Here is a 22,674-nt window from a genome sequence, read left to right as displayed (position 1 = left end):
ATAGCGAGCTCTCCTCTTCAGATCAACTGAATAGGAGAGCTTTTTTTTGTAATAAAGAGGGGGTATGATACAATTTTGACGAAAGACGAGCCATTTGGAGGGAAACGATGAAGGCATTGATATTTGAACAATTTGGCGGACCGGAAGTGCTTCGGTATGCAGAGATCCCTGACCCTGGCCTGACGTTAGGGCATATCATAGTTAGGACTAAGGCAATTGGACTCAATTTTGCTGATGTTTATCGCAGACGGGGAAACTATCATTTGGCGGGAAAACCACCTTTTATACTAGGTTATGAGGGCGCAGGGGTCGTTGAACAAGTTTCACCGGATGTGGCGCATATTCAGGTTGGTGACCGCATCGCCTTTTGTGATGTTCCTTTTGCGAACAGCGAGTTGGTCGCTGTGCCTGTTGACCGGGCAATACCGGTGCCATCCGATACTACGTTCGAACAAGCCGCTGGCCTCCTTCTTCAAGGCATGACAGCGCATTACTTAGTCAATGACAGCTATGCCGTCCAGGCAGGCGACGATGTCGTCGTTCATGCCGCGGCAGGAGGCGTGGGGCAGTTATTGATTCAACTCGCCAAGAGTAAAGGGGCAAGGGTCATCGGCTTGACCTCGTCGGAAGCCAAACAGGCGGCCGCACTGCAAGCTGGTGCGGATATTGTATTCGGTTACGACACGGAATGGGCGCAGGAAGTGATCCGCTTTACGGGGGAGAAACAAGGCGCTAACGTTGTTTATGATTCCGTTGGCTCCACGTTAATGGAAAGTTTTGCGGCTGTCAGAACGAAGGGGACAGTCGTGTTCTATGGCATGGCGGGAGGAGACCCGCCGCATGTAGATCCTAGAATGCTCATGGATTCTTCGAAGACGTTAACCGGCGGCGACTTGTGGAACCATGTGACCTCCCTGGCCAATCGAATCGAGCGTGCAGAGGCGCTGTTTCAAGCGCTTCGCGAAGGCATCATTCAGATGGGCGGCCTGACGAGCTTTGATTTAAAGGATGGTGCAGAAGCACATCGATTAATTGAAAGCAGACAGAGCACCGGGAAAATTTTGCTCATCCCATAAACAAAAGGCCATTTCATCACGAAGTGAATGTTCTTCTTCGAGATGAAATGGCTTTATTGTAATAGAGGACTGCAGTTCCGCCTATTCTTGAAATAACCCTCTGCGAACCTCTAACCCTTGCTCGGAATACCTCGCAATTAACTCATCGTCAGCCTCTGCATCTGTGATCAATAAATCAATTTCCTTCAGAGAAGCAAATGAAATCAGCGCAGTCTGATCAAATTTCGTATGATCGGTAAGCAGAATTTTCTTTTTCGAAGCTTTGATCATTCGCTTCTTCAACTCCGCTTCATCCCGGTGAAACACGGAGATGCCCCGTTCCAAATCGATGCCCGTGCATCCCAGAAAAGCAATATCCACATTAAGCTCATCGACCATTTGGATGGCGCTTGGCCCGATAATCGTATAAGTGCCTTTGCGCCGGTAACCGCCTAACATGCACAACTCGATATGAGGGCTTTCCGCCAAAGCAGCGGCGATCTTCGTATCGTTCGTAATCACGGTTAGCGCGCGGTGTTGGATGAGCTTCGCAAGCTCCAGCGTCGTAGAGCCTCCATCGAGCAGGATGATTTGGCCGTCCTCTATCCATTGATAAGCTTCTGCGGCAATCTGTTCTTTCTCCGCTTGCTGGCGGACTCTTCGTTTATGAATCGGCAGCATCGAATTCGAGCTTTCGACGAGAACGGCCCCTCCGTGTACTCTTTTCAAAATACCGGAAGCCTCTAATTTTTCTAAATCCTCGCGAATCGTTTTCTCGGTTACCTGATAGGCTTTGCTCAGCTCAGAAACCTTGATTGAACCTGCCTGATTCAGCAACTCGATGATTTTGGAATGTCTAACCTCGGATAACATCGTTCCCCCGCCTTCTATCGTTTTCCCTGAAAAATTGTAACGTGCATTTGTGTTTGTTCTTGTTTGTTTGATTGGTCATTTGAGTATATCAAAATTGGCAGCAATAATATACCCAAGCTCATACAAAGAAAGCCCATAGGCATTCCTCATCGAATCAGGTATCTTGTTGAGATTGACACATCGCAGACGAAAACGAGGTACTTCATGATGAATCATCTTTGGAAAAAGCTTACGGACATTAAACTGCCCTTTTGGGTCATGTTTATGAATACATTCAGCATGGCGGTTGGCTTTTATATGATGATTCCGCTGCTAGCTTCCTACTTGCTGCACGATTTGTTGCTGAGTGTGACGATCGTGGGCGTCATTTCGGCTATACGCAGTCTTAGCCAACAAGGGCTTTCTGCCTTTTGCGGCACCTTGGCTGATCGGCTTGGCTATAAGCGGACGATTTTGATCGGATTGTTTATTCGGACCTTTGGTTTCGGGATGTTCGGCTTCGTTGATCATGTGCCAGGCTTGATTATTGCCTGTTTTTTCTCCGGCTTGGGCGCGGCGTTGTTTCAACCTGCGAGCTATGCGTATTATGCAGCTCTTTCCACACCTCAAAATCGGATCACCGTCTATGCGATTCGTGAAATGCTGAGCAATTTGGGTTTTGTCGTGGGACCCGTTGTGGGCGCGCTTTTAATGGGGTTTCATTTTAATTATGTGAGTTTGACGGCGACGCTGATTTTTGTCTTTTCCTTTTTCTTAAGTCTCCTTTTATTGCCGCACATTAAAAATGAACAGAAACCGCAGGACGCTCGCATGCTCCCGCAGATGAAAAAGGTGCTTCAAAACCGTGCTTTCCGCCGCTTTATGGTGTTCACCATGATATCGTGGTCGCTTGTCGCGCAGCTCTATATGGCCGTTCCATTCCGCGTGAATCAAATTACGCCGGGAGCCAATATCGGCCTGATCTATTCTTGCGGAGCCGTCGTTATGGTGCTGCTTCAGGTTCCGTTTGCCAAGCTGGGCCAATCGAAAATGCAGCCCTTCGGCGTGCTGTCACTCGCAACACTGCTACTTGCTGCCGGACTCTTCACCATCGGGATGACGGGGTCCATGATCGGGATGTATGCCGGTGTAATCGCGTTTATGATCGGCCAAGTTTTTTTGCAGCCCATGATGAATACGATGGTGTCCGAGTTTGCAGGGAGCGGAAGTATAGCCAGCTATTTCGGCTTCAATAGTTTTGCGCTGTCTATCGGCGCTATGCTCGGTAATGTAGGAGGCGGCTATTTGTACGATTTGGGGACGACGCTTGGTTGGCGTGCGCTTCCCTGGATTTGTTTCCTGCTGTTTGGCCTTATGAATATTTTCTTTATGTTAAAAGAGCAAGGGCGCCGGACAGACTCGAAAACGGTGTCGGCGTGAGGCGAGAAATGGACCTGGCGAAGCTTTCTTGCGACGCCCGGTTTTTATTAATTTTGAACAAATAGTCCATGCTCTTGCTCATCCTATACATTCAACCTAGGCGAAAACCATGGTATTCTGAGTTTATAAGACAACCAAGGGAGGCAAGAAATTGCTATGAGTAACAAGTTGAATATTGGTGTAATTGGAGCAGGTTCGATTTCCGAAATGCATTTCGAGTCCTACGCGAAACAGGCTAACGCTAATTTATACGCGGTGTGTGATCTTAATCGTCAAAGAGCTGAAGATAAAGCAGCCAAATATAACATAGAGCACATCTACACGGACTATCATGAATTGCTAGCTAATCCAGAGATCGATGCCGTTAGTATTTGTACATGGAATAATACGCATGCTGAGATCAGTATTGCGGCTTTGCGCGCAGGCAAACACGTTCTAGTAGAAAAGCCGCTTTGTAAAACAGTCGAGGAAGCGCAGCGTATTCAAGACGCTGTCCGTGAAACGGGGAAAACGCTGCAAGTAGGTTTTGTCCGCCGGTATGATGCCAATGCCCAACTGGTCAAATCGTTCATTGATCACGATAATTTGGGTGAAATTTATTATGCGAAAGCGTCTTGTATTCGCCGTTTAGGTAACCCTGGCGGCTGGTTCGCGGATTCGGAACGTTCCGGCGGCGGGCCTTTGATCGATATCGGCGTACACGTCATTGACTTATGCTGGTATATGATGGGCAGACCGAAGCCAATTTCCGTCAGCGGGAATACGTATAATAAGCTTGGGAACCGCGCAAATGTTCGCAATCTTTCCTTTTACAAAGCGGCTGATTATGATGTAGCCCACAATACCGTTGAAGATATGGCGAATGCCTTGATTCGTTTTGAAAATGGAGCATCGTTGCTGGTCGATGTCAGCTTTACCCTGCATGCCAAAAAGGACGAGATTGCCGTTAAACTTTATGGGGACAAGGGTGGCGTGGAAATTGAGCCTGAGCTTGTTTTTGTCACGGAAATGCACGATACGATCCTGAATGTATCCCCGCAAACGGATGCGAAATCGATCAATGTGCCGCAAGCTTTTCAAAATGAAATTAATCACTTCATCGAGAGCTGTCAAACGGGAAGCACACCGATAAGCCCTGTCGAAGACGGAGTTAACATGATGAAAATGTTGTGCGGTATTTATGAATCGGCTGCGAAAGGCCAAGAAATCAAATTATAGTCCGGTAGAAACTAGCATGGAGGTACTCACATGAAATTGGGCGTTAGTACGTATAGTTTATTTCAAGCGCTGAAGTCCGGCGAAATGGACATCATGGCGGTCATCGACTGGATTGCCGATCAAGGCGGAGAGCACGTTGAAATCGTGCCTCTGGGTTATGATTTGCCCGGTAACTTGGAGCTGGCGGATCGCATTCGCGAGAAGGCGGCATCACGCGGTATCGAAATTTCCAATTACGCGATTGGCGCTAATTTTCTAACGGATTCCGAAGAAGCTTATCAGCAGGAAATTGAGCGGGTAAAAGGTGAAGTTGATCTCGCGGCGAGGCTCGGCGTCAAAAAGATGCGTCACGATGTCGCGCAAAGCGCGGACCGTTCGATTGCCAATTTCAATAAACAACTGGATCGTATGGCGGAAGCTTGTCGTCAAATTGCTGACTATGCCCTGACTTATGGTATTACGACAAGTGTTGAAAATCATGGTTATTTTGTGCAGCATAGTGACCGTGTTCAAGCGTTAATTCAAGCGGTGAACCGTCCGAATTTCCGGACGACACTGGATGTGGGCAATTTCATGTGTGCGGATGAGAACTCCGTGGCAGCTGTGAAAAATAACATTTCCTATGCATCAATGGTCCATATCAAAGATTTTTATCTGCGTCCGTCTCACCAAAATCCAGGTCAAGGCTGGTTCCAAACCTTGCAGGGGAACTACTTGCGCGGCGCGATTGTGGGACACGGAGATATTGATATGAGAGCAGTGCTGCGCGTTATCAAGGACTCTGGTTACGACGGATACATTTCCTTGGAGTTTGAAGGGATGGAAGAGTGCAGAACGGGTACGTTGATAGGGTTGCAAAACATTAAAAGATTATGGGAAGCTATGGAATAGGCAGTCATTCATAGCTTTGCGAAAGGTGCTGACAATTCGAATGAATCCAATTGGTATCATGGTGGACAGTCTCCGGCTTGGCGTGCGGGACGGTTTGAAGAAAGCGAAAGAGCTTGGCGCTGACGGGGTACAGATTTATGCGGTTTCCGGCGAGATGGATCCGGCGAATTTATCATCCGGAGCACGCAAGGAGCTGAAAGACTACATTGCCTCTCTGGGGCTTGAAATCTCAGCACTGTGCGGGGATTTGGGCGGTCACGGTTTTCAGGATGCTTCTGCGAATGCAGAGAAAATCGAGAAATCGAAGCGTATTCTGGATCTTGCCGTTGAGCTTGGCACCAAAGTCGTCACAACGCATATCGGTGTCGTGCCTGAGCAAACCAACGATCCGATCTATGAAACCATGCACCGGGCATGTGAGGAATTAGGGGTATATGCCAAAAGCTTAGACGCTTACTTTGCTATCGAAACCGGTCCAGAGACTGCGGCGCATCTGAAAAGCTTCCTGGATTCCCTGTCTACCAACGGAGTTTCGGTAAACTTCGACCCTGCGAATATGGTTATGGTTACAGGTGATGATCCTGTTCAAGGCATTATCACGCTGAAAGATTATATTGTCCATACGCATGTAAAAGACGGCGTTCGCTTGCGCCAGGTTGACCCGCGCGAAGTGTACGGTTCACTCGGATACAAGCCGATGAGCCATGAGCAAATCGCCGAGGCTGCAACGTCCGGGCCGTATTACCGCGAGCTTGCGCTGGGCGAAGGGCATGTTGATTTTGCACGTTACTTCCAAACGCTGCGTGACATTGGCTACAAAGGCTACTTGACGATTGAACGTGAAGTTGGCGAGCAGCCGGAGAAGGATATTGCTAGCGCTATTGCATTTATCCGGAAATACCAATCATAAAAGTGAGACTGAGGATATGATGTTATCCTCGGTCTTTTTTTTATGTGCAGGTCTGGACTTTTCCCCACTTTTTTAAGACAGAAGCCCAAGTGTTTTCGTGTTTATAGATGGTAAAGTGGAGCTATAAACAATTATTTTTATGGGCTTGTGTATATAAAAAGGAGCTGAATTTTCTTGACAATATCCAACACTGCGCAACAGGTTTGGCAGGAAATGATCCAAGATCATACCGGGAATTGGGGCATGGACATTGAGCATTGGGATTGGGTGCCGGGCGTTGGTTTGATCGCGATGCTTGAATATTATGAGGCTGCAGGTAAGCCTGAAGTTCTGTCTTATCTGAAGAAATGGATCGAGCGGAATAAGGAGAAGGCGAAAGGAACGAAGGTGATTAATTCGATTGCCCCGTTTGCCATTTTCCCAACCCTGCACCGGCTTGAAGATGACGTATGGTTCCGGGATGAGGCCGTTCGGATCGCTGAGTGGATGATCGCGGAAGCACCTCGTACGCGGGAGATGGCCTTTGAACATACGGTAACGGAAAATGCGGTATTCTCCGAGCAGGTGTGGGCAGATACCCTATTTATGGCCGTATTGTTCCTGGCTCGGACCGCGTCTCTGGTTGGCAGCACGAAATATGCCGAGGAGGCGCTGCAGCAGGTACTCATTCATCTCAACGTGCTGCAAGATGAGAGCACCGGTGTATTGTTTCACGGATGGAACTGCGACTCCGCGGATCATATGTCCGCTGCACGGTGGACACGGGCGAATGCGTGGGTTGCGGCAGGTGTTCCATTGATCGTGAAGGAGATTGGATCGCTCATACCTGTTCCTGATGAACTTAAAATGAGATATAAGCGCTTAATCTCCGGTCTTATTTCTTATCAACAAGAGGACGGTTTGTGGAGCACAGTGATGGATCATCCTGACTTTTACCGGGAGGTTTCCGGTAGTGCGGGAATCGGTTACGGCATTCGAAAAGCGATGGAGATCGGCCTCATCGAGCGTAATGACCGGCATCAGGCAGCTGCTGATCGGGCGCTGGCTGCCGTACTTTCCTCCATTTCAGAGGATGGCGTCGTGTCTGGCGTATCTGGAGGTACACCCGTCATGAAAAGCATCGCAGCGTACCAAGAGATTCCGCAGTATCCAACTTTGTACGGGCAAGGGCTTGCACTCATGCTGTTAGCAGATACTTGCCGGGATTCAGGAGAGTAGAGCAAGCAGCAATTTGATCCGGGGCGCGATTGCACAGCTTCTTCACTGTTGCTTCGCACACTGCAATAGAATAAATAAGCCAGAAGGTCTATCCAGACTCTCTGGCTTGTTTCAATTTCGAGCACTGTTTACTGTTTCCTTACGATACTGTTTGGGAGTAAGGGCGGTGCTTTTTTTGAACACGCTAAAAAAATGCGAAATATCGCCAAACCCCGTAGCCGCTGCGACCTCCGTGACGGGGAGATCCGTTTCTGCCAGCAGTCGCTTCGCCTTGTTCAATCGATAGTCGGAGAGGAACTGTTTCATCGTGCTGCCTGTGGTTTCTTTGAACAAATTAAACAATCTGGAGCGCGAAACGGGAAAAAGCTCAAGCAGGTCGTCGACATGCAAATCCTCTTGATAATGGGCAATCAAGTAGGAGAGCACATTACCGATCAGCTGCTCATCTTCCGACCTATGGGGGCTTGTAACACCATGATGTAAACCAAGCAGCAGGAGGAAAAATTCCGCTAAGCATTTTAGCACATTTAATTCGAAGTGCAGCTTCTTGTCTTTAAGTGTTTGTTCCAGCTCAGCGAGCAGCATTTGAAGCTGATCCAGCTGCTGAACGGATAAGAAGTGATGGCTTGACTCAGGATGCATCGCTTGCAGAAATCCGGAGATCGACAAGTCTGTCTTTCGGCAAATCGCGTGAATGCCCTCCATGTAAGATTCATCGATGGAAAGGACGTATCTGTGGAAATCCTGATTTAGCATATGATAGGGACGATGAATGACACCTGGTTGAATGACTGTCAGTGTACCGGCATGGAGGGGATACAATTGATCGCCGGCAATGTAAGAGCCTGTCCCTTGGAGTACAAAATAAAACTCGTAACCATTATGGGCATGCAGTGACTGTTGATGAAGAGGCGACTTGCGGAGCTCGCAATGTACAGGATAATTCGCCAGAAAATGATTCGTAAAGTCATCAATGGCGTAATCACGGACTGTTGCGGGAATCGTTGTGCTCACGAATATCGCCTCCTTGTTCTCACTAACTGCACTTACTATACGAGATTGGTTTGTGAGTAGACAAGCTTTTTTTAGTTGCTCCTGAATTTCAGCTAACGGACCGAGCGGCCTTTATTGCGAGGAAATATGGCTCCGCAGAATTCTAACGGACGCCAGAGCCGCTATTCACGATAATAGCGCGAAAATTGGCTGTGAATTGGCACGATAACGGCACTGAGGTCGGTTAAAGCTGAGAAATGCCCGATTTAGTGCGAATAACGGCTGTGAGGTCCGTTAAAAGTGGGCGGAGTCCACGCACCCCCCAGTCCACCGCTGCGTGCCTCATCGTTGGGGCACGCGGCGACCAAGAGGTGGGGAGCAGCAGAGGAACTGGGGCTGCTAGGCGTCAACCTGCCAAATAAATGGCAGCAAGAAAAACAAGCTGCAAAACAGTGCGGACCGGCAGCGAAGGCGTGGGCTCACCGCCAATCGTTAATTTATGGCGGGCCGCCCGTACATTGGCGGGAAACATGGCGATGAGCAGCACTATCAGGCAGATGGAGGCGACACGGGATGTGGCTGGAAATAAAATGCCGATCGCAGCGGCAATTTCCAGCCACCCCGTAATGGTGACGATCAAGTCAGGTCTTGGGAAAGCCGGGGGCACCATGCGAATGAGGTCAGGACGTCTTTTTCCCCAATGAGCGGAGGCCGTTAGCAGCAGCATGACGGCGACAGCGCCCTGCATAGGCGTATGCCAACCTTCGAAATGGGATACACCAAGCAATCCGAGTACCCAGAATATCAGATAGGAGACAATCAAAGCATAAAAAGGAATCATTGCAAGTCCTCCTTCTATTTTTTCAGTATTTGCGTCATCATACCGGCGAAATCCTCGAGTTGAAACCCCGCAGTCACCATCGGAATTGTAGAACGGACGCGTAAGCCGAGAGAAAGAAGAACAAACATATCGGCTGTTTTTTCGGCATCCACCGATTCCGGAATAACACCGTGCGTTTGGCCGGTGACGATCCACGCCTTAGAGACCTGCACGGAGCGTTCATAGTACAGCTTAAGCGTTTCGGCAACTGCCGGCTGATCTTCTTTACCGAGCAAATAGATCAAAACTTTGTTGGTCACTTCCTGTGCATCGTCCAGTGCTCGGAGATTTTCAAGGATTTTCTGCATAGGTCCTTCGAATGTAGCGCCACCTTGTTCTACAACATCATGAAAACGCTCATTAGTAGCATCGAGCCGTTCCTGCAGCACCCAGGCGAAGATTTCATCTTTACTTTTCACATAATGGAAAATAGCGCCTTTGGACAATCCGGAGCGATCCATGATGTCCTTCATGGTGATCGCCTCGCACCCTTTTTCCCGGATGAGTTCTTTGGTTGATGTCAGCAGAACTCCCGTAGTTTGCTGTCTGCGCTCCTCTTGTTTCAATAAAATCACTCCTTTTTTCATATCGATGTAATAACTTCATTATAAATACCGACCATCGGTTTGTAAATGGCTTTACCTTCCACAAATTGGATTGATTTCTGAGCATCTCTCACGGACAGAAAGGTGGTATCAACTTCGAAGAGTATACGATGTCAGGTCTAAACAACATACTGCAGCATATAGGGGTCATTCATCTTGCAAAGACGAAAAGCAATTCGTGGTATATTAGTAAAAATGCTGTGGTTCTGCCCTGTACTTATTATCGCTATTGGAAGTCTTCCAGACGTTGCGGGAAGCATGTGGTGGGATGCGTTCGGGGTTCTTTTATTTGTGGCTATCCTCATCATTTGCGGAACAGGTTTGCAACAAAAAGAAGAAAATTAATATATTTATAATAAAAAATTAATGTTTATACTCTATCATGGATCTAAGGGAGTGATAGATTATGACATCTTCTTACTTCGATCAATGGTTAGATGAGTATAATGATTATATTAGGCTCTATGAGATTTTTGGTGATAAGGAATATTTAGACGAAGCTTTAGAAATACGCAATAGTTTGCAAGTGATTGTAGCTAGGGCCGAAAAACATAAATCCATCGTTTCGAAAGTGATGAGCAGTCAAATGCATGCATATGGCAATGCGTAACTCTATTGAAACGAAAAACAGACTCTAGCGCTATCAAATGCGCAGAGTCTGTTTTCATAGACGCCTCTATTCAGTGGCAGCTTCAGGTTGTACATCGGCCTCAGAGGTCGTGCCCAATTTTTGTGTGCCAAGTATGGTGACAAGAACAGTCTCAGGATCGGAGAGAATTTCAACGTTCTTGGGTACTTTAAGATCAGCTACGGTGAGATGTTCACCAATGCTTAGTTTACTGATATCAAGCTGCAGGGATTCCGGCAATTTGTTAGGCATGCATCGTATCATGACTTCATGCGACTCTACTTGGAGAATGCCGCCTTCCTTCGTACCTTTGGCTTCTCCAACAAACTGGATGGCAATCGCGGTATCTAGTTTTTCTTTCATATCAATTTGCAAAAAGTCTACATGCAGCAATTGACCTGTCAGAGAATCCTTCTGGACGTGATGGATAATGACGGATTCCTTTGATTTTGAGGGCAATGCAACATTCAAAATGGCATGCGGATTGCGTTTCAGCGATGCTCGGATTTCTTTTTCCGGGACGGTGACATGTTCGGAATCCATACGAGAGCTGTATACTACAGCGGGAACTTGACCTTGTTCTCTCAGTTTCTTCACGGGACCTGTTCGTTCAGATAGTAAAATCGTTGTACTCATGTTCTGCACCTCCGTAGCGTAGTTAGAGCGGCGTTCAGCCCTATATACATGTACCCGCTAGCGTGCGGAGTGAAACAGGAAATAAATAGGAAGATTTTTTTTATTTTGGGCTTCTTTATCTTTCCATTTGAGAGTAAAATAGAGGACAAGAGGAGGATTGATAAAGGATGAGTACACTGAAAAGTTTCACTGATTCTGATCAACATATTTCGTTGGAGTTAAGAGATGATCATCTGACTGTGCTGCGTTTACACGGTGAAACGTCTATTTACCCTTTCAAAAATATTACTCTTGCCTCTGAGCCGATCCCAGAATACCCCCTGAACCGCGTGGCGCTCACAGTTATTGATTTCAACACTGGTGTAACCGATTTCAAATTTTCTTCTAGTAAAAATGATTTTGAAACTTTCGTCCAAACATTGATTGAAATTCATAGTGAGTTTGTCCCAAATCATTAAATCTATACTAAGCGATGGCTACTATCAGGATAGGCGAGGTGACTCGATCTATCCTTTTTCTATTTGATTTTTATGATATTGATTTCGAAAAACCTCAGGAGTTAAACCAACGGACTTACGAAAAGTTGAGATAAAATGCGAAGCATCCAGAAATCCCATAGTTTCCGCGATCTGCTTAATCGTCAAGTTATGCCCGGTAATGAGCAGTTCTTTGGACTTCTGAAGCCGCAGCTGCAGCAGGTATTGATAAGGGGAAAGGCCAAATGCTTTGCGAAAAAGCGTATTGACGTGCTGCGGACTGACGCCTAGCTCAGTAGACATCCAGGCAAGGCCGACATCGGCGGAACCAAAGTTTTGCTCCAATTGAAAAAGGAGCGGCAATAAGCGCTCATGGCTCTGGGAGATGGAGGCGCTTTTGTTGACGTTTCCGTGTTTTTTGAGCAACGTGAGAAATTGATAAACTTCCAGCGAGCCGTTCATTCCCGTGAAATCATAGCTATAACGATATTTTTCGTAAAAATATTCGTGTATGCTGGCGAGCGGAGTATCTATCCCCCAACTGATTTGGGTGGATAACGGGAACTCCAGGGCATAAACGATAGAGGCCGCGAGTGCGCCGTCAAAGGTCATATACCAAGTCGACCATTTGGAAGAGAGAACTTTGTACTCATGCGGAATGCCCGCGGCAAGCAGCATGCCTTGATTCTCGCCAAGTTTGATCGACTGATTGTCGAGAATGATTTCTCCGGAGCCTTCAATCGTTTGCAGCCAATGAAAGCAGGGATAACCGTCCTCGCGCTTATAATAGAGCTGCTGACTCTCATAGCCGACCGTTTCCAGGATCAGCGGCAGCTTGCGGTCCGTTTCGGTGATGACGAAAAACTTCCTGTAGTCTATAGCCATATCAGATAGCCATCTCTTTCATTTTTTAATATGTCATGCGTAGTATCTTATATTTTAAAAGAGATTATTGTCAGTTACAATAAATACATCGTTGATGAAAATTATACAACACCAATAAAGTGAGGTACGAATCCATGGCTAATAAGTACGTCTACACAGCGCCTTTGAACGGTTATCCGGAATGGAATAATAATCCGCAGATTTTTCAGTTGAACCGTTTGGAAGCGCATGCAACATTGATGCCTTACCGGTCGGAAGCCGAGGCGCTCGCAGGAGTTCGGGAAGCCTCTGAGTTCTATCAATCTTTGAATGGAACGTGGAAGTTTCATTTTGCAGAGAATGCTGAGGGGCGGCCTCAGGAGTTCTATAAGAACGGCTACGATTGCAGCGGCTGGTCCGACATTGCGGTGCCATCTCATTGGCAGCTGCAAGGTTTTGATTTTCCGCAATATACGAATATCATTTATCCATGGGTAGGTCATGAAGAGGTGAAGCCTCCTTATGCGCCTGTGAAGTATAATCCAGTCGGCTCGTACACTAGGAGCTTTACGATTCCGTCATCTTGGGCGGAGCGGCCTGTGTACTTGAGTTTTCAGGGTGTTGAATCCGCTTTTTATGTATGGGTAAACGGGGATTTCGTAGGTTTTAGCCAAGACTCATTCACACCCGCGGAATTTGATATTACGCCATACCTGGTTGAAGGTGAGAACAAGCTCGCGGTTGAAGTCTATCGGTGGAGCGATGCAAGCTGGTTGGAAGATCAGGATTTCTGGCGGTTGAGCGGAATATTCCGCGATGTCTATTTGTATGCCACCCCTGTGGCACATATTGCGGACTTCAAAGTGCTGACGGACTTGGATGATGCATTTGAAAATGCCGAACTGCGCATTCAGGCGAAAGTTACGAACTATGATAGCCTTGGCACCGGGGCGCACCGCGTAGAAGCTGTTTTATATGACAGTGAACAAAAGCCGTTATGGTCATCTCCTCTATCCGTGGTTGTTGAACTAAGCGGCAGCCTGAAACAGGATGTGGAGCTGTCCGTTAAAGTGGAAAATCCGGCACTTTGGAGCGCAGAAAAGCCTACCCTTTATACGCTGGTTCTGAGCTTGAAGGACGAGAAGGGGACTCTGCTGGAGACGGAGAGCTGCAAAGTAGGTTTCCGTAAGTTCGAAATTCACGATGGCTTGATGAAAATCAATGGTGAGCGCATCGTATTCAAAGGCGTCAACCGCCATGAATTTGATACAGACCGCGGCCGCAGCGTCGATAACGACAGCATGATCGCTGATATTTTGCTGATGAAACGATTTAATATCAACGCGGTGCGCACGTCCCATTATCCGAACAATGCCCGTTGGTATGAGTTGTGTGATGAGTATGGCTTATATGTCATTGATGAAACGAATCTTGAAACGCACGGATCGTGGAGTTATGCCCAAGAGGAAGAGGGAGAAACGGTTCCAGGCAGCAAACCTGAATGGACGGGGGCTGTACTGGATCGCGCGAATTCCATGATGCAGCGAGATAAAAATCATCCTTCGATTGTGATTTGGTCGCTCGGGAATGAGTCATGGGGCGGGGATAATTTTATTAAAATGCATGACTTCTTACGTGAGGCTGATCCTTCCAGGGTCGTTCACTACGAAGGGATATTCCACTGCCGGGTCTCTGAAGCGGCCTCTGATATCGAAAGTCAAATGTATTCCAAAATTGATAAAATTGAAGAGTACGCGAATAACAAACCGAAGAAGCCGTTTATTTTATGTGAATACAGCCATGCGATGGGGAATTCCTGCGGCAATTTATTTAAATATTGGGAGCTGTTTGATAAGTATCCCGTTCTTCAAGGCGGCTTTATATGGGATTGGATCGATCAATCCATCCGTACAACAACGCCTGATGGTGTGACTTATCAAGCTTATGGCGGCGATTTCGGCGATACGCCGAATGATGGCAATTTCTGCGGTAACGGTTTAATTTTCGCTGATCGCACACCTTCGCCGAAAATCTATGAAGTAAAGAAATGCTATCAAAACGTGAAGATTACACCGGTTGATTTGGCAAAAGGCCAAGTAGCCGTGACGAATCAGTTCTTGTTCACGGATCTTAATGAGTTCAACTGGACGTGGACGATCGAGCGTAATGGCGTTGCTGTTGGTGAAGCGAAGAGCGGTCAATTTACCGTAGTGCCTGGAGAAACGGCGACAATTGAACTCGAATTGGATTCGTATGAAGCAGCCAGTCCGACGGACGAATACGTCCTTACGATCAGCCTTCAATTGAAAGCTGATGCGTTATGGGCGCCAAAAGGGCATGAGGTCGCGTGGGAGCAGTTCCTGCTGCCTGTCCGTCAGGCGTGGGCGCATGTCGATTTCGTTGCGCAAGCAGAATCTGCTGCAGCGGTATCTGAGCTTAATGCTGTGCAAATTGCCTCAACGAAGGATTCGATTACGCTGAAAGGAAGCAATTTTTCGCTTCAATTCCATGCTGCGACCGGTGATATCACTTCCTATCAGTACGAAGGAACTGAGTTGTTCCTGACAGGCCCAGCGCCTAATTTCTGGCGCGCCTATACGGATAATGACCGTGGCAACAAACATCATATTCGATGTGCGCCATGGCAAGAAGCAGGCAGCGGAAGGACGCTGCAATCCTTGCAAGCGAAATCGACCAGAGATGGCCGCGCCGAAGTTCATGTTCGTTATGAGCTTGCTACAACGCCAGCTTCAACAGTGAAATTGGTGTACACGGCATCGCCGGATGGGGAGGTGGAGGTGCGCATGGAGCTAGTTCCTGGCGCTAACTTGCCTGAGATTCCGGAAATCGGCATGATGTTCGAGCTTGACCCTGCCTTCCAGCAATTAAGCTGGTACGGCCGCGGGCCACACGAAAATCATTGGGACCGCGCGACAGGAGCGAAGCTGGCTCTGCACAGCGGAACCGTTCAGGATCAATTCGTTCCGTACTTACGTCCGCAAGAATGCGGAAACAAAACGGATGTCCGTTGGGCGACATTAACGGATAGCGCAGGTTGTGGACTCCGTATTACGGGGCTGCCGACCGTGGAATTGAATGCTCTGCCGTATTCGCCATCGGAATTGGAAGCTCATGACCATCCTTATAAGCTGCCAGTTAGCGAGAAGGTAGTGCTGCGCGTGAATTACAAGCAGATGGGCGTTGGCGGAGATGATAGCTGGGGGGCAAGAACGCATCCGGAGTTTACCTTGTTTGCGAATCGCACGTATGCTTACTCGTTTAGTTTTAAAGGAATTTAGGAGAGCTGCGTAGGCTGTGTAACGATGTTTTACATCACTTACGTTAATTGAAAAGAGGGTGCACCTCGCCATCTCGATGGCAATGGGACACCCTCTTTTTATATTTTCTTCAAACTGACTAATGCGATACTGCACCTTGTTCCTGAGTCGGATCAAGTTTCTCTTTGCTCATCGCAATCGCACAAAAGAAGGCTATCACTGCCGGAACAATGGTCCACGCAAATGTGAGAACGATAGAAGACGATAGAGCGCTTGAGATTTTTTCTAAAATGGGACCTGGAATGTCCAAACGTTTAGCCGGATCGAGCAAGGTATGTGGGTCGCTGGTTGCCATACCTGCAGGCATTGCGCCTTGCCCGGCGAAGGCTTCCGTCAGCTTTCTAGTGAATGCGTGGCTTTGGATAATTCCAAAAACGGTGATTCCCAGCGTCATTCCTAGGGAACGAAGGAAATTTAGTGTGGAAGAGGCCGAACCGCGCTGCCTGGCATCAAAGAGATGAATCGCGGCATTACTCAGGACAGAGAAGGAAGCCCCGATACCTAGACCAACGATAATCATATAGATCGTTACGAGCCAGCGTGGCGACTCTGGAGATAACGTGGTCAGCAGAGCAACTCCAACTGCCAGTATGAGAGTAGTAGGAATCATGATGCTGCGGTAGCTCACTTTAGTCATTAAGAAACCGCCGCCTGTTGCAGTGACGACAGAACCTAACATCATGGGCAGCAAAACTAAGCCAGAGTTCGTCGCTGTTCCGCCAAGCACACCTTGAACGAAGATTGGGATATAAACAGAAGCAGTAATAAAAGCGGCGCCGCTAAAAATGGCTACGGCATTGCTGGAAGCATACAACCTGCTCTTAAACATGGCAAAGGAGATAATCGGCTCGGCAGCGCGGCGTTCTACGAAAATGAAGATGATCGTTAACACGGCGAACAGTGCCAATAATCCGAGGATAAACGATGAATTCCAAGCATATGTTTTGCCGCCTAATTCAAGCGCGAACATAAGGGAGACGATGGCTCCGACAAGCGTCAATGCGCCCCACCAATCGATCTTTTGCTTTGAATGCTCAACGGATTCACGGTAAAAGAAAGCGATAAAAATAAACGCGATCAGACCGAGCGGCAGGTTAATGTAGAAAACCCATTTCCAATTCACGTAATCCGTAATATAGGCGCCTAGCAAGGGGCCGAAAATACTGGACATACCAAACACGGCGCCGAACAATCCGCCTAGTTTGCCGCGGCTTTCAATCGGAACGGCATCGAACATGATGGTAAAAGCAATCGGCACCAACGCACCGCCGCCAATCCCTTGAATCGCACGATAAATGCTGAGTTCAATAATGGAATTAGCCGTTCCGCATAAGATGGAACCTAGCATAAATACGACAATCCCGAAGATGAAAAACTTCTTCCGTCCATACATATCGGATAATTTCCCGAAAATCGGCATACCGGCCATCTCGGCGACCATATAGGCGGAAGTGACCCATACGAATTTGTCTAACCCACCTAATTCTCCTACGATGGTACCCATAGCTGTAGCTACAATGGTGTTATCCATTGACGCCATCAGAATGCCAAGCAGAAGCCCGGCGATCACAATACCTATTCCTTTATTTTTGGTTTGTGTTGACATGAAGGTGATATTCCCCGCTTTCTAATTAAATGATGGTAACGTGAGTGAGATTTGCTTTTAAACCTTTTAAAACGGCATAGGTGCCTTTATCCATCTTAGCCCCGTCAAAAATTGTTTTTTTGACTTCGGTTTTAAACGAACAGTTTTGAAAAACGGCGTTGCGGAAAGAGGTTTCTTTTAACCCCGTATAATGAAAAATAGTCCCGGTAAATGTTAGGTTATCCAAACATACACCCATTAACTCCGAAGAGCTGAAGTCGGTGTGGTTAAATTGGCAATTCCGGAAAGTAGCTCCCTTGAGGTTGGACTTTTGAATCTTGGCATGGGTCAAATTGGAGCCGTCAAAATGGCAATTGTCCAAGTTGCTGCATTTAAAAGAAGCATTCGTTAAATCCGAATGGCTAAAATCAGAGCCCTGCAGGTTGCTGTAATTAAACTTCCCGTCATGGACCTGAACAGCTCTCAAATCCGACTTTTGCAAATTTTGTTTAGAAAAATCAATGCCAACGATTTGCTGCAGCTTCGTTGTACTGGCATGGATGCTTCCGATGAGTTCGGAAATTTCGCCGATAGAGGCAATTGTCCGCTCAAAAGCAGCTTTTTCATCAAGTCCATCCTTTTGCAAGTCGTTGAATCTTTCCTGTAAGTCATGAAAAAGCTCTTCTTTTAACTCCCGAATTGGCTTTAAATCCTCGTAATTGGAGAAAACTTCGTCCAAATAAGCAGAAAGCTTGGTATTCATGGATGATTCCACCTTTCTTATATGAATAAATCGAGAATGCTTTTGGCATGTTCCCAATTCCGTTTGTTCGTATCAAATGTTTCCTTGCCTTTGTCGGTGATCCGGTAATACTTTCTTCTGCCGCCTTGCGTTTCGTCTCCCCAATATGAAGTAATATTCTCTTCCTGTTCCAGGCGTTTGAGGCTGGCGTACATGGTAGCTTCCTTGAGCTCGTATTCTCCGCCTGTGGTTACTTGCACAAGCTTGGAAATTTCATAGCCATACTTATCACCTGACATTAAAAGCTTAAGAATGATGCTATCGGTATGCCCGCGAATAAGCTCAGACGTTATTTTCAAGTCAAAGATGACCCTCACCTCCTGTTTTACATTATATTCAAGAGTACTATATCTGTCAATGTAGTCCTGTGAATGATACACATCTTTCATTGACCGCGCAGAACGTGGATGATAACTTAGAAGTAGGACTTAAGAAAAATTGTGCAACATCCGGTTGGAAGTGCGTGTTTATTTAGAAAGGTGGTTTTTATCGTGGCAATGAATCCGGCGCAAACCGTAGTAGGACTTGTAGGTACGGGTGTTATGGGAAAAAGTATGGCAGGTCATTTTATGCGGGCGGGGTATCAAGTTCATCTGTACAATCGGACAAGATCCAAAGCACAGGATCTCCTTGATCAGGGTGCGCATTGGCAGGAATCCCCTGGACAATTAGCTCAGCAGTGTGATGTCATTATTACGATGGTAGGATTCCCTAGTGATGTGGAAGAAATTTATTTAGGGGAAAATGGTATTTTGCAGAACGCCAAGCCAGGAAGTTATGTCATCGATATGACAACGTCCTCGCCCAAGCTTGCCAAACAAATTGAGAATGAAGCGCGTTCCCGCGGGTTATTCTCACTCGATGCGCCTGTTTCAGGCGGAGATGTTGGAGCAAGAGAAGCGAGATTGTCGATTATGGTGGGCGGTTCGCGCGATGCCTTTGATGCGGTTTTGCCGTTATTTGAGAAGATTGGCACCAATATCGTCTATCAAGGGGAAGCGGGAGCGGGCCAGCATACCAAAATGTGCAACCAAATCGCCATTGCCAGCAATATGATGGGCGTGGTCGAGGCGCTTGTTTATGCAGAGAAATCAGGATTAGATCCTGCTACGGTGCTAAAAAGCATTGAATCCGGCGCAGCGGGCAGCTGGTCATTAAGCAATTTGGCGCCGCGGATGATCGCCGGCAATTTCGCACCTGGCTTTTATGTCAAACATTTTATTAAAGATATGAAAATTGCTCTTCAATCGGCTGAAGAAATGAATGCGAAGCTGCCAGGGCTTGCTCTGGCCAAATCGTTGTATGAGCAGCTGGCGGCCAGTGGTGAAGAAGACAGCGGGACGCATGCACTGTATAAACTGATTAGCAAACTTTGATCGAAAAAGCTCGGGGGAGAGGGACGACCGTGAAAATTGTCATTGCACCTGATTCTTTTAAGGGCAGTTTAAGCGCGAAAGAGGCTGCTCTTGCAATAGCGAAAGGTATTCAAAAGGCTGCACCGTTATCGGATACAGTGCTTGTTCCGATGGCTGACGGCGGCGAGGGAACCGTAGACAGTCTCATTAGCTCGACGCAGGGGACCAAAATCAACGTTTCTGTAAGCGGACCTTTATTGGACAATGTGATAGCTGAATACGGCGTTCTTGGAGACAATGAAACCTGTGTCATTGAGATGGCAACGGCTTCAGGGCTCTATTTGATCTCGGAGGAGCAGCGAAATCCTTGGCTGACGACGACTTACGGAACAGGGCAGCTTATCCGACATGCTTTAGATCATGGGTATCGCAAGTTTATTTTGGCGCTTGGTGGCAGCGCAACCAATGACGGAGGGAGCGGCATGCTTCAAGCGCTTGGGTTGGCGCTCCTGGATGCGGAAGGACAACCTGTTCCGCATGGTGCGCTAGGTCTTTCTAAGATTCGCAGTATTGATGCTGCGAATTGGGATGCAAGAATAGAGCAATCGAGTTTTACGATTGCCTCTGATGTGGTTAATCCGTTCATCGGCCCGCAAGGAGCGTCCTATGTGTTTGGCCCACAGAAGGGAGCGACTCCTGAGATGCTGCCAGAGCTCGATGAGGCGCTCCGTCACTGGGCGGATATCATTGAGGCGCACACAGGCATAGCCGTGCACGATTTGCCTAGCGCAGGTGCAGCGGGGGGGCTTGGCGGCGCGTTCCAGGCTTTTTTCCCGTCAACCGTTCAACGCGGCGTTGAGATTGTCATGGATAAAAGCAACCTGAGCCGGCACTTGCAGGAGGCTTCTCTCGTGTTTACGGGAGAAGGTCGAACAGACGCGCAGACGGCCTCCGGCAAAGCGCCTATGGGTATTGCTCAAGCAGCGCAGAAGCTTGGCGTTCCTGTTTTTGTATTGAGCGGCTCCATCGGTCCTGGGGTGGAAGCTCTCTATGACCATGGCATCACGAGCATCCATAGTATCGTCAATGGACCGATGTCGCTGCAAGAAGCGATGGAGAGGACCGAGGAGCTGCTGTCGCAAAAAGCGGAGCAGGTCATGCGGACATATCTTGCTGCGAAGGTGTAACTTGTACAACCAACCTATCGCGTTTGATCTTCAACTATTCTCCCGATAGATGAATGAGGCTACCACTCGTTTTCACAGTGGTAGCCTCCATTTTTTAAGCTTCATATTGTCCTTTAATTACAAAAAACGAGCCCCGAATTGTTCCAGCAAGTTTAGACTTCTGTCTGGCAAATTTAAACTTCTTCTCTTCCAGCTCTTTTGGCACCTCCATACCCTCAGAAAGCTTAAAACCAACCGCCCGTTTCTTAGGGTCATCCACCGTATACATGACATTGATCCCAAGACCATCCTCATAAAAGACGTAGGTAAATTGGATATTTTCTACTTGAAAACGCGACGTTTCCAAAGGTTTGGCCGCAAACGCAATATCGCGCTCTTTCAGAATACGGTTCACATAAGCAATGTTCTCCTGACTTTCGCTGGCGGGTACGACGGTAAATTCATGTTTGTATTTGTTCATAAAATAACGGGCTTCATTAGCACGTAAACCAGCGAGCGCTTCTGCTACGGGTGAAGACTCTAAACCAACCAAAGAAAGATTTTTAAAATCAACGATATAAGACATTATCAACACTCCTTTTTATGAATAGATCAAATAATTTGAAATAAAGGACATCCCATTAAAGCTTGCGGCTTTTTGGACGAAGCGCCCAGGAGGCGATGCTAAGCGCGGCATAGAAAAGGGGAAGAATCATATGGAAACCGTAATCACCGTAATCGTTAGCGAAAGCATGAGATAGGGCCGCCCCCGTCATTAGAAAAAAGATACCACTATACGCCCACTCCTTAAGCCGAGGAAAACCTGGAATTACGATTGCGATGACTCCAAGCAATTTCCATCCTCCGAGAATGTTCGTGATATATAGCGGGAAACCAATAGTGGTCACTAGCTCGACATTTCCCCCATATCGCATCAGTTGCCCGATCCCACTTAATGTAATTGAGAATGCGAGTATTATTGTAATACTCCAATAAGCAACGTTCCTTCCAGTAGGACGGGTTACTACTTTCGCGATTCTTTCATTACCGGTAATCGAACTCATTTTCATTCCTCCTATGATTTCGTTTGCTTTTTCAATAACTTGTTTTTACTTGATACGTTTATACTAAATATTAAATGTATCAAAATGTGATACTGTTTAGATGACCCATCACCACCGCCCAAAACTAGAGGGAACTGGAGTCCCCTATTCCGAGGAAAACGAGCTTTTTTCTTGCTGAGTGGAACTGTGGGGTCTTATTTTGCCAACATGGCATGTTTCACTGGAAAAGCAGGCCAAATAGCGTCCTGTAGTTCCCATAACAGGTGGAACATGCCTCTTCTCTGCGGAATAGCGCCCTGTAGTTCCGCTAAAGTAACGCTAGAGAACAATCACCCGCTTCTCGGGTACGCGATCACTCGCCGACTATCACTCATTCGAGCCCCCAGCATCTAACAAAGGCCCATCCCCTCCAATTCAGGAATATAACTGTTTCTTGAACAAAAATAACGGTTTTTTATTTGGTAAATAAAAAATACACAATGTATCATTTGAGAGGTAGTGAGAAACATGGACGAAGCAAGATGAAGTTACTTAGCTAAGGTGAAAGGAGGCTATGAATAATCATAGGAGCTATTCTGAGTTGTAACTGTAAGGGATAAGTTGGAGACGCTTTCAAGAAAATTTTGATCAATTGCTCAAAATGACGAATGTTTATGTCAGTATAATCTTAAATTATGGCATATATTGATTTTTCCTCG

General features: G+C 47.1%; 23 protein-coding genes. 12 read left to right on the top strand and 11 right to left on the bottom strand.

Features of this window, described 5'->3' with window-relative positions; genetic code table 11:
* Positions 1 to 107: 107 nt before the first annotated feature.
* Positions 108 to 1,076 (top strand): quinone oxidoreductase family protein, encoded by a 969-nt coding sequence (locus tag ACUN27_RS24060; protein WP_326061945.1) that lies wholly within the window; start codon positions 108 to 110, stop codon positions 1,074 to 1,076.
* Positions 1,077 to 1,157: 81 nt separating this feature from the next.
* Here the strand turns inward: ACUN27_RS24060 and ACUN27_RS24055 are convergent, their stop codons facing one another.
* The gene (locus tag ACUN27_RS24055; RefSeq protein ID WP_326061944.1) at positions 1,158 to 1,928 is read right to left on the bottom strand and encodes a DeoR/GlpR family DNA-binding transcription regulator; all 771 of its coding nucleotides are present in this window, start codon (positions 1,926 to 1,928) and stop codon (positions 1,158 to 1,160) included.
* A gap of 204 nt (positions 1,929 to 2,132) precedes the next feature.
* Between ACUN27_RS24055 and ACUN27_RS24050 the strand changes: the two genes are divergently transcribed.
* The 5 genes from ACUN27_RS24050 (at position 2,133) to ACUN27_RS24030 (ending at position 7,584) form a co-directional block, all read left to right on the top strand.
* Positions 2,133 to 3,347 (top strand): MFS transporter, encoded by a 1,215-nt coding sequence (locus tag ACUN27_RS24050; protein ID WP_326061943.1) that lies wholly within the window; start codon positions 2,133 to 2,135, stop codon positions 3,345 to 3,347.
* A gap of 156 nt (positions 3,348 to 3,503) precedes the next feature.
* Positions 3,504 to 4,565, top strand: a complete 1,062-nt coding sequence (locus ACUN27_RS24045; protein ID WP_326061942.1) for a Gfo/Idh/MocA family protein — start codon at positions 3,504 to 3,506, stop codon at positions 4,563 to 4,565.
* Positions 4,566 to 4,595: 30 nt separating this feature from the next.
* On the top strand, positions 4,596 to 5,456 hold the full coding sequence (locus ACUN27_RS24040; RefSeq protein WP_315949016.1) for a sugar phosphate isomerase/epimerase family protein: 861 nt from the start codon (positions 4,596 to 4,598) through the stop codon (positions 5,454 to 5,456).
* Between the two features lie 28 nt (positions 5,457 to 5,484).
* Positions 5,485 to 6,366 (top strand): sugar phosphate isomerase/epimerase family protein, encoded by an 882-nt coding sequence (locus tag ACUN27_RS24035; RefSeq protein ID WP_315950348.1) that lies wholly within the window; start codon positions 5,485 to 5,487, stop codon positions 6,364 to 6,366.
* Between the two features lie 174 nt (positions 6,367 to 6,540).
* Positions 6,541 to 7,584 (top strand): glycoside hydrolase family 88/105 protein, encoded by a 1,044-nt coding sequence (locus tag ACUN27_RS24030; RefSeq protein ID WP_326061940.1) that lies wholly within the window; start codon positions 6,541 to 6,543, stop codon positions 7,582 to 7,584.
* A 111-nt stretch (positions 7,585 to 7,695) separates the two neighbouring features.
* Here ACUN27_RS24030 and ACUN27_RS24025 read toward each other — a convergent pair whose 3' ends face one another.
* The 3 genes from ACUN27_RS24025 to ACUN27_RS24015 form a co-directional block, all read right to left on the bottom strand.
* Positions 7,696 to 8,598 carry an AraC family transcriptional regulator gene (locus tag ACUN27_RS24025; RefSeq protein ID WP_326061939.1) on the bottom strand — a complete coding sequence of 301 codons (903 nt, stop codon included), beginning with the start codon at positions 8,596 to 8,598 and terminating at the stop codon, positions 7,696 to 7,698.
* Positions 8,599 to 8,983: 385 nt separating this feature from the next.
* On the bottom strand, positions 8,984 to 9,418 hold the full coding sequence (locus ACUN27_RS24020) for a DoxX family protein (protein ID WP_315949022.1): 435 nt from the start codon (positions 9,416 to 9,418) through the stop codon (positions 8,984 to 8,986).
* Positions 9,419 to 9,432: 14 nt separating this feature from the next.
* Positions 9,433 to 10,023 (bottom strand): TetR/AcrR family transcriptional regulator, encoded by a 591-nt coding sequence (locus ACUN27_RS24015; RefSeq protein WP_326061938.1) that lies wholly within the window; start codon positions 10,021 to 10,023, stop codon positions 9,433 to 9,435.
* A 195-nt stretch (positions 10,024 to 10,218) separates the two neighbouring features.
* Here ACUN27_RS24015 and ACUN27_RS24010 point away from each other — a divergent pair, with 195 nt between their 5' ends.
* Both ACUN27_RS24010 and ACUN27_RS24005 read left to right on the top strand, forming a co-directional pair.
* Positions 10,219 to 10,407 (top strand): hypothetical protein, encoded by a 189-nt coding sequence (locus ACUN27_RS24010; protein WP_326061937.1) that lies wholly within the window; start codon positions 10,219 to 10,221, stop codon positions 10,405 to 10,407.
* Between the two features lie 61 nt (positions 10,408 to 10,468).
* Positions 10,469 to 10,672 carry a hypothetical protein gene (locus tag ACUN27_RS24005; protein WP_315949028.1) on the top strand — a complete coding sequence of 68 codons (204 nt, stop codon included), beginning with the start codon at positions 10,469 to 10,471 and terminating at the stop codon, positions 10,670 to 10,672.
* 66 nt (positions 10,673 to 10,738) lie between these two features.
* On the opposite strand, the gene ACUN27_RS24000 is transcribed toward ACUN27_RS24005, so the two are convergent.
* Positions 10,739 to 11,326 carry a 50S ribosomal protein L25 gene (locus tag ACUN27_RS24000; protein WP_315949030.1) on the bottom strand — a complete coding sequence of 196 codons (588 nt, stop codon included), beginning with the start codon at positions 11,324 to 11,326 and terminating at the stop codon, positions 10,739 to 10,741.
* A 167-nt stretch (positions 11,327 to 11,493) separates the two neighbouring features.
* On the opposite strand from ACUN27_RS24000, the gene ACUN27_RS23995 reads away from it, so the two are divergent.
* Entirely contained in the window at positions 11,494 to 11,784 is a 291-nt protein-coding gene (locus ACUN27_RS23995) for a hypothetical protein (RefSeq protein WP_315949032.1), read from the top strand.
* A 48-nt stretch (positions 11,785 to 11,832) separates the two neighbouring features.
* Here the strand turns inward: ACUN27_RS23995 and ACUN27_RS23990 are convergent, their stop codons facing one another.
* Entirely contained in the window at positions 11,833 to 12,687 is an 855-nt protein-coding gene (locus ACUN27_RS23990) for an AraC family transcriptional regulator (protein ID WP_315949033.1), read from the bottom strand.
* Between the two features lie 134 nt (positions 12,688 to 12,821).
* On the opposite strand from ACUN27_RS23990, the gene ACUN27_RS23985 reads away from it, so the two are divergent.
* Entirely contained in the window at positions 12,822 to 15,965 is a 3,144-nt protein-coding gene (locus ACUN27_RS23985; RefSeq protein ID WP_326061936.1) for a glycoside hydrolase family 2 TIM barrel-domain containing protein, read from the top strand.
* A gap of 118 nt (positions 15,966 to 16,083) precedes the next feature.
* Here ACUN27_RS23985 and ACUN27_RS23980 read toward each other — a convergent pair whose 3' ends face one another.
* Genes ACUN27_RS23980 through ACUN27_RS23970 form a run of 3 tightly spaced genes read right to left on the bottom strand, consistent with a single transcriptional unit; the run spans position 16,084 to position 18,699 of the window.
* Entirely contained in the window at positions 16,084 to 17,610 is a 1,527-nt protein-coding gene (locus ACUN27_RS23980; protein ID WP_315949036.1) for an MDR family MFS transporter, read from the bottom strand.
* Between the two features lie 25 nt (positions 17,611 to 17,635).
* The gene (locus ACUN27_RS23975; protein WP_315949038.1) at positions 17,636 to 18,352 is read right to left on the bottom strand and encodes a pentapeptide repeat-containing protein; all 717 of its coding nucleotides are present in this window, start codon (positions 18,350 to 18,352) and stop codon (positions 17,636 to 17,638) included.
* A gap of 17 nt (positions 18,353 to 18,369) precedes the next feature.
* Positions 18,370 to 18,699: a PadR family transcriptional regulator gene (locus tag ACUN27_RS23970; protein ID WP_315950349.1), complete on the bottom strand. Its 330-nt coding sequence runs from the start codon at positions 18,697 to 18,699 to the stop codon at positions 18,370 to 18,372.
* Positions 18,700 to 18,888: 189 nt separating this feature from the next.
* On the opposite strand from ACUN27_RS23970, the gene ACUN27_RS23965 reads away from it, so the two are divergent.
* Positions 18,889 to 19,767, top strand: coding sequence for an NAD(P)-dependent oxidoreductase (locus ACUN27_RS23965; protein ID WP_315950351.1), 879 nt, complete (start codon positions 18,889 to 18,891; stop codon positions 19,765 to 19,767).
* Positions 19,768 to 19,796: 29 nt separating this feature from the next.
* Positions 19,797 to 20,933: a glycerate kinase gene (locus ACUN27_RS23960; protein ID WP_326061931.1), complete on the top strand. Its 1,137-nt coding sequence runs from the start codon at positions 19,797 to 19,799 to the stop codon at positions 20,931 to 20,933.
* 94 nt (positions 20,934 to 21,027) lie between these two features.
* On the opposite strand, the gene ACUN27_RS23955 is transcribed toward ACUN27_RS23960, so the two are convergent.
* Positions 21,028 to 21,498: a phage tail protein gene (locus ACUN27_RS23955; RefSeq protein WP_315949041.1), complete on the bottom strand. Its 471-nt coding sequence runs from the start codon at positions 21,496 to 21,498 to the stop codon at positions 21,028 to 21,030.
* 55 nt (positions 21,499 to 21,553) lie between these two features.
* Complete coding sequence (locus ACUN27_RS23950) at positions 21,554 to 21,976, bottom strand: DoxX family protein (RefSeq protein ID WP_326061930.1); 423 nt, start codon at positions 21,974 to 21,976, stop codon at positions 21,554 to 21,556.
* Positions 21,977 to 22,674: the final 698 nt, after the last annotated feature.

This window comes from Paenibacillus sp. WC2504, from assembly GCF_052682475.1.
Note: the sequence above shows the minus strand (reverse complement) of the source record. Positions and strands in the feature narration are given on the sequence as shown.

What these genes read in the sequence shown, in the direction of transcription:
- ACUN27_RS24060 (WP_326061945.1), top strand. Translation starts at nt 108, where the DNA reads ATGAAGGCATTGATATTTGAACAATTTGGCGGACCGGAAGTGCTTCGG.
- ACUN27_RS24055 (WP_326061944.1), bottom strand. Translation starts at nt 1,928, where the DNA reads ATGTTATCCGAGGTTAGACATTCCAAAATCATCGAGTTGCTGAATCAG.
- ACUN27_RS24050 (WP_326061943.1), top strand. Translation starts at nt 2,133, where the DNA reads ATGATGAATCATCTTTGGAAAAAGCTTACGGACATTAAACTGCCCTTT.
- ACUN27_RS24045 (WP_326061942.1), top strand. Translation starts at nt 3,504, where the DNA reads ATGAGTAACAAGTTGAATATTGGTGTAATTGGAGCAGGTTCGATTTCC.
- ACUN27_RS24040 (WP_315949016.1), top strand. Translation starts at nt 4,596, where the DNA reads ATGAAATTGGGCGTTAGTACGTATAGTTTATTTCAAGCGCTGAAGTCC.
- ACUN27_RS24020 (WP_315949022.1), bottom strand. Translation starts at nt 9,418, where the DNA reads ATGATTCCTTTTTATGCTTTGATTGTCTCCTATCTGATATTCTGGGTA.
- ACUN27_RS24005 (WP_315949028.1), top strand. Translation starts at nt 10,469, where the DNA reads ATGACATCTTCTTACTTCGATCAATGGTTAGATGAGTATAATGATTAT.
- ACUN27_RS24000 (WP_315949030.1), bottom strand. Translation starts at nt 11,326, where the DNA reads ATGAGTACAACGATTTTACTATCTGAACGAACAGGTCCCGTGAAGAAA.
- ACUN27_RS23995 (WP_315949032.1), top strand. Translation starts at nt 11,494, where the DNA reads ATGAGTACACTGAAAAGTTTCACTGATTCTGATCAACATATTTCGTTG.
- ACUN27_RS23990 (WP_315949033.1), bottom strand. Translation starts at nt 12,687, where the DNA reads ATGGCTATAGACTACAGGAAGTTTTTCGTCATCACCGAAACGGACCGC.
- ACUN27_RS23985 (WP_326061936.1), top strand. Translation starts at nt 12,822, where the DNA reads ATGGCTAATAAGTACGTCTACACAGCGCCTTTGAACGGTTATCCGGAA.
- ACUN27_RS23980 (WP_315949036.1), bottom strand. Translation starts at nt 17,610, where the DNA reads ATGTCAACACAAACCAAAAATAAAGGAATAGGTATTGTGATCGCCGGG.
- ACUN27_RS23975 (WP_315949038.1), bottom strand. Translation starts at nt 18,352, where the DNA reads ATGAATACCAAGCTTTCTGCTTATTTGGACGAAGTTTTCTCCAATTAC.
- ACUN27_RS23965 (WP_315950351.1), top strand. Translation starts at nt 18,889, where the DNA reads ATGAATCCGGCGCAAACCGTAGTAGGACTTGTAGGTACGGGTGTTATG.
- ACUN27_RS23955 (WP_315949041.1), bottom strand. Translation starts at nt 21,498, where the DNA reads ATGTCTTATATCGTTGATTTTAAAAATCTTTCTTTGGTTGGTTTAGAG.
- ACUN27_RS23950 (WP_326061930.1), bottom strand. Translation starts at nt 21,976, where the DNA reads ATGAGTTCGATTACCGGTAATGAAAGAATCGCGAAAGTAGTAACCCGT.